This window comes from Lishizhenia sp. (assembly GCF_057456495.1).
This window is the reverse complement of sequence record NZ_JBVCPV010000179.1, coordinates 1-6,003: the sequence shown is the minus strand read 5'-3', so window position 1 is coordinate 6,003 and position 6,003 is coordinate 1. Positions and strand designations below refer to the sequence as shown.

At 37.5% G+C, this 6,003-nt stretch carries 6 protein-coding genes; 5 read left to right on the top strand and 1 reads right to left on the bottom strand.

Annotated features, from left to right (window positions below):
• Positions 1-1,019: type I DNA topoisomerase (topA, locus tag AC22ZQ_RS11865; RefSeq protein ID WP_318958982.1), on the bottom strand; the 1,019-nt coding region annotated here is incomplete at its 3' end.
• Positions 1,020-1,246: 227 nt separating this feature from the next.
• Between topA and miaB the strand changes: the two genes are divergently transcribed.
• The 5 genes from miaB to secG all read left to right on the top strand — a co-directional run.
• The gene (gene miaB / locus AC22ZQ_RS11860; protein ID WP_318958981.1) at positions 1,247-2,683 is read left to right on the top strand and encodes a tRNA (N6-isopentenyl adenosine(37)-C2)-methylthiotransferase MiaB; all 1,437 of its coding nucleotides are present in this window, start codon (positions 1,247-1,249) and stop codon (positions 2,681-2,683) included.
• Between the two features lie 22 nt (positions 2,684-2,705).
• Positions 2,706-3,965 (top strand): sigma-54 interaction domain-containing protein, encoded by a 1,260-nt coding sequence (locus AC22ZQ_RS11855; protein ID WP_318958980.1) that lies wholly within the window; start codon positions 2,706-2,708, stop codon positions 3,963-3,965.
• Positions 3,966-3,986: 21 nt separating this feature from the next.
• Positions 3,987-4,496 carry an LPS assembly lipoprotein LptE gene (lptE, locus tag AC22ZQ_RS11850; protein ID WP_318958979.1) on the top strand — a complete coding sequence of 170 codons (510 nt, stop codon included), beginning with the start codon at positions 3,987-3,989 and terminating at the stop codon, positions 4,494-4,496.
• Position 4,497: 1 nt separating this feature from the next.
• Entirely contained in the window at positions 4,498-5,874 is a 1,377-nt protein-coding gene (locus AC22ZQ_RS11845; protein ID WP_318958978.1) for a hypothetical protein, read from the top strand.
• Positions 5,875-5,877: 3 nt separating this feature from the next.
• Positions 5,878-6,003, top strand: a 126-nt coding sequence (gene secG / locus AC22ZQ_RS11840) for a preprotein translocase subunit SecG (RefSeq protein WP_318958983.1), incomplete at its 3' end; no start/stop codon positions are given.

The window sequence follows — 6,003 nt, the reverse complement described above, 5'->3', positions numbered from 1 at the left end:
CTGTGCGTCGCAAAGCTTGTTGGACGAATTGCTTCGTGGGCCTCTTGTGCTCCAGAGTTTTTATTCTTATAACGCTTCGGGTTAGAATATTCTGATCCGTAAGCTGATTTTATTTCTTTTTCTGCCGCGTTGATTGCATCATCCGAGAAGTTCACAGAATCCGTTCTCATGTACGTTATCTTACCTGCTTCGTACAAGCGCTGTGCTACAGACATGGTTCTAGATACACTAAAACCTAATTTCAAACTGGCCTCTTGTTGTAAAGTAGATGTAGTAAAGGGTGCAGTAGGAGATTTTGTTCCTGGCTTTTTAACCACATCTGTGATTTCGAAATCTGCTGCTTTACATGAAGCTAAGAATGCTTCTACCTCTTTATCCGTTCCTAAGTTATGTGCTAAATCCGCCTTAATTGTATCTGCATCTTTTTGAAAGAAACCAGACAACCTGTAAAATGTCTCTGGTGTAAAGTTTTGAATTTCTCTTTCGCGCTCTACAATTAAACGTACAGCTACAGATTGTACTCGACCAGCAGATAAACTTGGCTTCACCTTTTTCCACAACACTGGAGAAAGTTCAAAACCTACCAATCTATCTAAAATTCGTCGTGCCTGCTGCGCATCTACCAACTCTTTATTAATCTCTCTCGGACTTTCAATTGCTTTTAAGATGGCTGTTTTAGTAATCTCATTAAAGGTAATTCTCTTCGTCTCTTTTTTCTCCAATCCAAGCGTCTCGTATAAGTGCCAAGAAATTGCTTCTCCCTCGCGGTCCTCATCGGTTGCGAGCCATACCGTATCGGCACCTTTCACTAATTTCTTTAATTCTGATACCAGCGCTTTCTTGTCTGGACTCACCGAATAATCAGGTTTAAAATTGTTTTCTACGTCTATTGCTAAACCTTTTTTGGCAAGATCTCTCACGTGACCATAACTAGATTTCACAGTAAAATCTTTCCCTAAATAACCTTCTATGGTTTTCGCTTTAGCAGGTGACTCAACAATTACTAAATTCTTTGACATGTCCTTTTTCTGTATTAAGAGGTGAATCGAATTAGCTGCAAAATAAGTTTAAATTATTGCTAAAAACAAACCACCCCGGGAAACTCTATTAAATTAAGCTCTCCTTGTATACAAGATTTCTTGGTAAAAAGTTCGCTAGCTTCGTCTTTAATTAACGTATTTTCACTCTGCCATTTTGACACTAATCTTATATTTTAGTTACTTTTGTCCCACAAATTTGATGAACAATGATGGATAATATTCTTGAGGGAAAGAAGATAGACGAAAACAGACAAGGTGAGGCATTAGAAATGGCATCATCATCAAATCCTAATGGAAAGAAATTATTTTTAGAAAGCTACGGGTGTGCAATGAACTTTTCAGATAGTGAAGTAGTTGCATCTATTTTAATTAAGCAAGGGTATCAAACTACCAACGATGAAACGGAGGCAGACCTTATTTTAATTAACACGTGTAGTATTCGTGAAAACGCTGAAGAAAGAGTTCGTAAGCGTTTAACTAACTTTAAATACCGCAAGCAACACCAACCTTCTTTAATAGTTGGAGTGTTAGGTTGTATGGCTGAACGTTTGAAAAAACAGCTCTTAGAGGAAGAGAAATTGGTAGACATCGTTGCTGGTCCGGATTCATACAGAGACCTTCCTTCTTTAATCAACGAAGTAGAAGGTGGACAAAAAGCGGTAAACGTTCTTTTAAGTAGAGAAGAAACGTATGCTGATATTAGTCCTGTTCGTTTAGACAACAAAGGAATTTCATCATTTGTAAGTATAACAAGAGGTTGTGATAACATGTGTTCTTTCTGTGTAGTACCTTTTACCAGAGGTAGAGAAAGATCGAGAGATCCACAAACCATCGTTCAAGAATGTAGAGATTTATTCGAACAAGGATACAGAGAGGTAACCTTATTAGGACAAAACGTAGATAGCTACCGTTGGAACATTACCAACAAAGGAGAAATTAAGGATGAAACAAAACCAACGACCAACTTTGCAGAATTGATGGCAATGTGTGCAGAGGTTCATCCAGATTTAAGAATTCGTTTCTCTACTTCACACCCAAAAGATATGACGGATGAAGTATTGGAAACAATTGCGAAATACGACAACATTTGTAACTATATCCACCTTCCTGTTCAATCTGGAAATACGGAAGTATTGAAAAAAATGAACAGAGGATATTCAAGAGAATGGTACTTAAATAGAATTGATGCTATTAAACGTATCGTTCCTGAGGCTGCAATTAGTACAGACATCATTACAGGATTCTGTGGAGAAACTGAGGAGCAGCACAGAGATACATTGAGCTTAATCGAAGAAGTAAAATTTGATTTTGCTTACATGTACAAATACTCTGAAAGACCAAAAACTTTAGCAGAAAGAAAATACGAAGACGATATTCCGGAAGAAGTTAAACAAAGACGTTTAACGGAGATCATTACTTTGCAAAGAGAACAAGGTAATGCCATCAACCAGAGTTACGTTGGAAAAACAGTAAAAGTATTGGTTGAAGGAAACTCTAAGAAGTCAGAAGAAATGCTTTGTGGAAGAAACGATCAAAACACAATGGTTGTTTTCCCTAAAATAGATGTTCAACCTGCTTCTTATGTTGATGTAAAAATTACAGATTGTACTTCTGCAACATTAATTGGAGAAGCAATAGCCTAAGCTTTTTATTTTTTAATTGACTATGACTATACAACAGATAAAACAACGTTTCGGAATTATTGGTAACGCAACGCTTTTAAATAGAGCGTTGGAAGTAGCTGCGCAAGTAGCTCCTACAGATATCTCTGTTCTTGTTACGGGTGAAAGTGGTACAGGGAAAGAGATTATCCCACAAGTCATACATCAATTAAGTTCTAGAAAACACGGAGAGTACATCGCAGTAAACTGTGGTGCAATTCCCGAAGGAACAATTGATTCTGAATTATTTGGTCACGAAAAAGGAGCCTTTACGGGTGCTAGTGGAAGTCGTAAAGGGTATTTTGAAGTAGCTGACGGCGGAACAATTTTCTTGGATGAAGTTGCAGAACTTCCTATGCAAACTCAAGTGCGTTTGTTACGTGTTTTAGAAACAGGTGAATTCATTCGCGTGGGTTCATCTAAGGTCATTAAAACAGACGTTAGAGTAGTTGCGGCAACCAACGAAAATATGATGGAAGCCATACAAAAAGGTAAGTTTAGAGAAGACCTTTTGTATAGATTAAGTACTGTTCCTATTCAGCTTCCACCCTTGCGCGATAGACAAGACGATATACATCTATTGTTTAGAAAATTTGCGCATGACTTTGCTGAGAAATACAGGATGCCTGCAGTTAAATTAACTGATGAGGCAGTAGAATTAATCTTGAATTACCCTTGGCCTGGTAATATACGTCAGCTTAAAAACATCGCAGAACAGATTTCAGTTATTGAAAATGAGAGACTGTTAACTCCAGAAATATTAAGACAATACCTTCCTGAAAAACATCACAGTAACTTACCTGCGATTGTAAATAAGGAAAAGGAAAAAGATGAGTTTTATAGCGATAGAGAATTGATGTACAAATTCTTGTTCGACATGAAAAACGACCTCAATGAATTGAAAAAATTGGTGGTTGAAATTCTAAACAATAACTCAGACGTTAACTTGAGTGCAAATCAAAGAGATGTGCTCAATAAGATGTACGAGGATTATCAAACAGATACTCCGAAAAGCTACTTACCCAGTCCGGTAAAACGCGACAATGATTATGACGCTGGCAAAGACGATGAGATTCGCATTATTGAAGATGACTACGAAGACCATGTAGAGATAGAGGAATCTTTATCCTTAGAAGACAGGGAAAAAGAACTCATTCAAAAAGCTTTGGAAAAACACAATGGTAAACGTAAGTATGCCGCCAAAGAATTAGGAATTTCTGAGCGTACACTGTACAGGAAAATCAAAGAATTCCATTTAAAATAAGTTAGTATATTCGGCATAGATATGATGAAGTTAGCCCTCTTTTTTGTTTCATTCTTACTACTTACCAGTTGCTGGCCAACGAGTGTAGGTTTTAAAGACGGAAGTATAGATCCGAGCTGGAAATATTTTTCTGTAGAAACGATTAAAAGTGAAGCTGCCAATGCTCCTTTGAATTATGCTCCTTTACTTACAGAGGAGTTAAAAGACGAAATTCAAAACAGAACAGGCTTAAAATTGAATACCGGAAATCACGAGTCACAAATCAATATTACCGGAAATGTGATAGGTTATGAAATTGCTCCCGTAGCGATTCAAGGCAACGATAATGCTTCCAAAAACAGATTAACCATTACGGCGATGTTTGATATTTTCATCACCTCACCAGAAGAAGATATGATGCAAGTTCGCGCCTCTCGTTTTGCAGATTACGACGCAGCACAAGACTTGGGAAGCATAGAAACAAATTTATACGAAGAAGTTAACCGACAGATCATACAAGACGTTATCAACGAACTACTTTCGAATTGGTAAGATGAATAAAGCAGATTTAACAGAGAGAATTATTGATCCGAGTAAAATTGAAAAATCGGACATCCCCGCGTTGAAAAACTTGGCGGAGAAATACAGCTTTTCTCCTGTTTTTTCATTACTACTCCTTTCAGGGTTATCACAACATGACGACTTTAGCTTCGAAGAGGAGCTTAGTGAGCATGCCTATAGAATCCCAGATAGAATTCGTTTGTTTAATTTGACTCACGACATTCAAACAAGGGTTGAGAGCGAAAGTGATTCAGTACCTTCAACAATTCCCGAAGAGTCATCTATGCCTAAGGAAGTTGCAGAAGAAGAAACTTCTACTGAGCGTATTGAAGCACTTGAAGAACCTGAAACAAACGCAATTTCTGCAACAGAAGAAGCTGATAACAAGAAAACCTCGGAAGAGGAGGAAACTCCTATTTTCAGTTTAAATGCTGCTGAATCTATAGAAGAAGCAGAGCCCGAAACATCAGAGGAAAACAATAATATTTCATCGGAGGAAAAGGAAGAAGTAAAGTTTGGCTTCACTCCTCAAGAACAGGAAAGTGAGGAAGTTGCAGTTCAAAGCAGAGATAACACAGATGAAGTTGAAGAAACTGAAGCTCCAACTGAAGTACAAGAAGAGCTGCCTAAAGATACTTTAGAGGTAGATATGTATGCAGCTGCAGTGAGCAGAAGCATAGAGCAAGAGGTTTCTACAGAAGAACTGGTTCAAACAGAGATTCAAGAAGAAGAACTCGAAGAAGAAGTCCAAATTGAAGATGTTGAAGATAATTCAACTCGCCCATTGGAAAGCATTTCTACTGAAGATACATCTGAAATTACAGAAGCCGAAAACGAAGTAATCACTTCCCCTCAAATTGAGGAAAATCAAAAAGAAGAGGAAAACACAAGCGATGAACCGCATAATTTCTTCGCGTGGTTAGCGGCCAAAAAGGCAGAGAACACTGCTTCTCCAAAAGAAGAAATTAAGGTTCAAAAAGTAGAAAAAGAAACTACTCAAGAAGTAGAAAATGAGGTAGCGCAACCTACTGAAACGAAAACAGCTCCAGAAATTGAAGAAGCGACGACAGAAAACACACCTGTTGAAGCGCCAAAATCAAAAGTTGAAAGCATTATCGAGAAGTTTATTAACGAAGAACCACAAATAAGTAGGCCGAAAAAGGAATTCTTTTCTCCAAGTAAAGTTGCTAAGAAAAGTCTAGACGAATCAAGCCTTCCAGTATCAGAAACCTTGGCTCAAATCTTTGCCGCTCAAGGGAATTATCCAAAAGCAATTGCATCTTATGAGCAATTAATGTTGAAATTTCCAGAAAAAAAGAGTTTCTTTGCAAATCAAATTAAAAAACTGAAACAAAAATTAATTAAATAAATCATGGGAACATTACTTACTATCTTAATCCTTTTGGCGAGTGTACTACTTGTATTAGTAGTTTTAATTCAAAATCCAAAGGGTGGTGGTTTATCTACAGACTTCGGTGCTGCTCACCAATTAGGTGGT

What these genes read in the sequence shown, in the direction of transcription:
- AC22ZQ_RS11855 (WP_318958980.1), top strand. Translation starts at nt 2,706, where the DNA reads ATGACTATACAACAGATAAAACAACGTTTCGGAATTATTGGTAACGCA.
- AC22ZQ_RS11845 (WP_318958978.1), top strand. Translation starts at nt 4,498, where the DNA reads ATGAATAAAGCAGATTTAACAGAGAGAATTATTGATCCGAGTAAAATT.
- miaB (WP_318958981.1), top strand. Translation starts at nt 1,247, where the DNA reads ATGATGGATAATATTCTTGAGGGAAAGAAGATAGACGAAAACAGACAA.
- lptE (WP_318958979.1), top strand. Translation starts at nt 3,987, where the DNA reads ATGATGAAGTTAGCCCTCTTTTTTGTTTCATTCTTACTACTTACCAGT.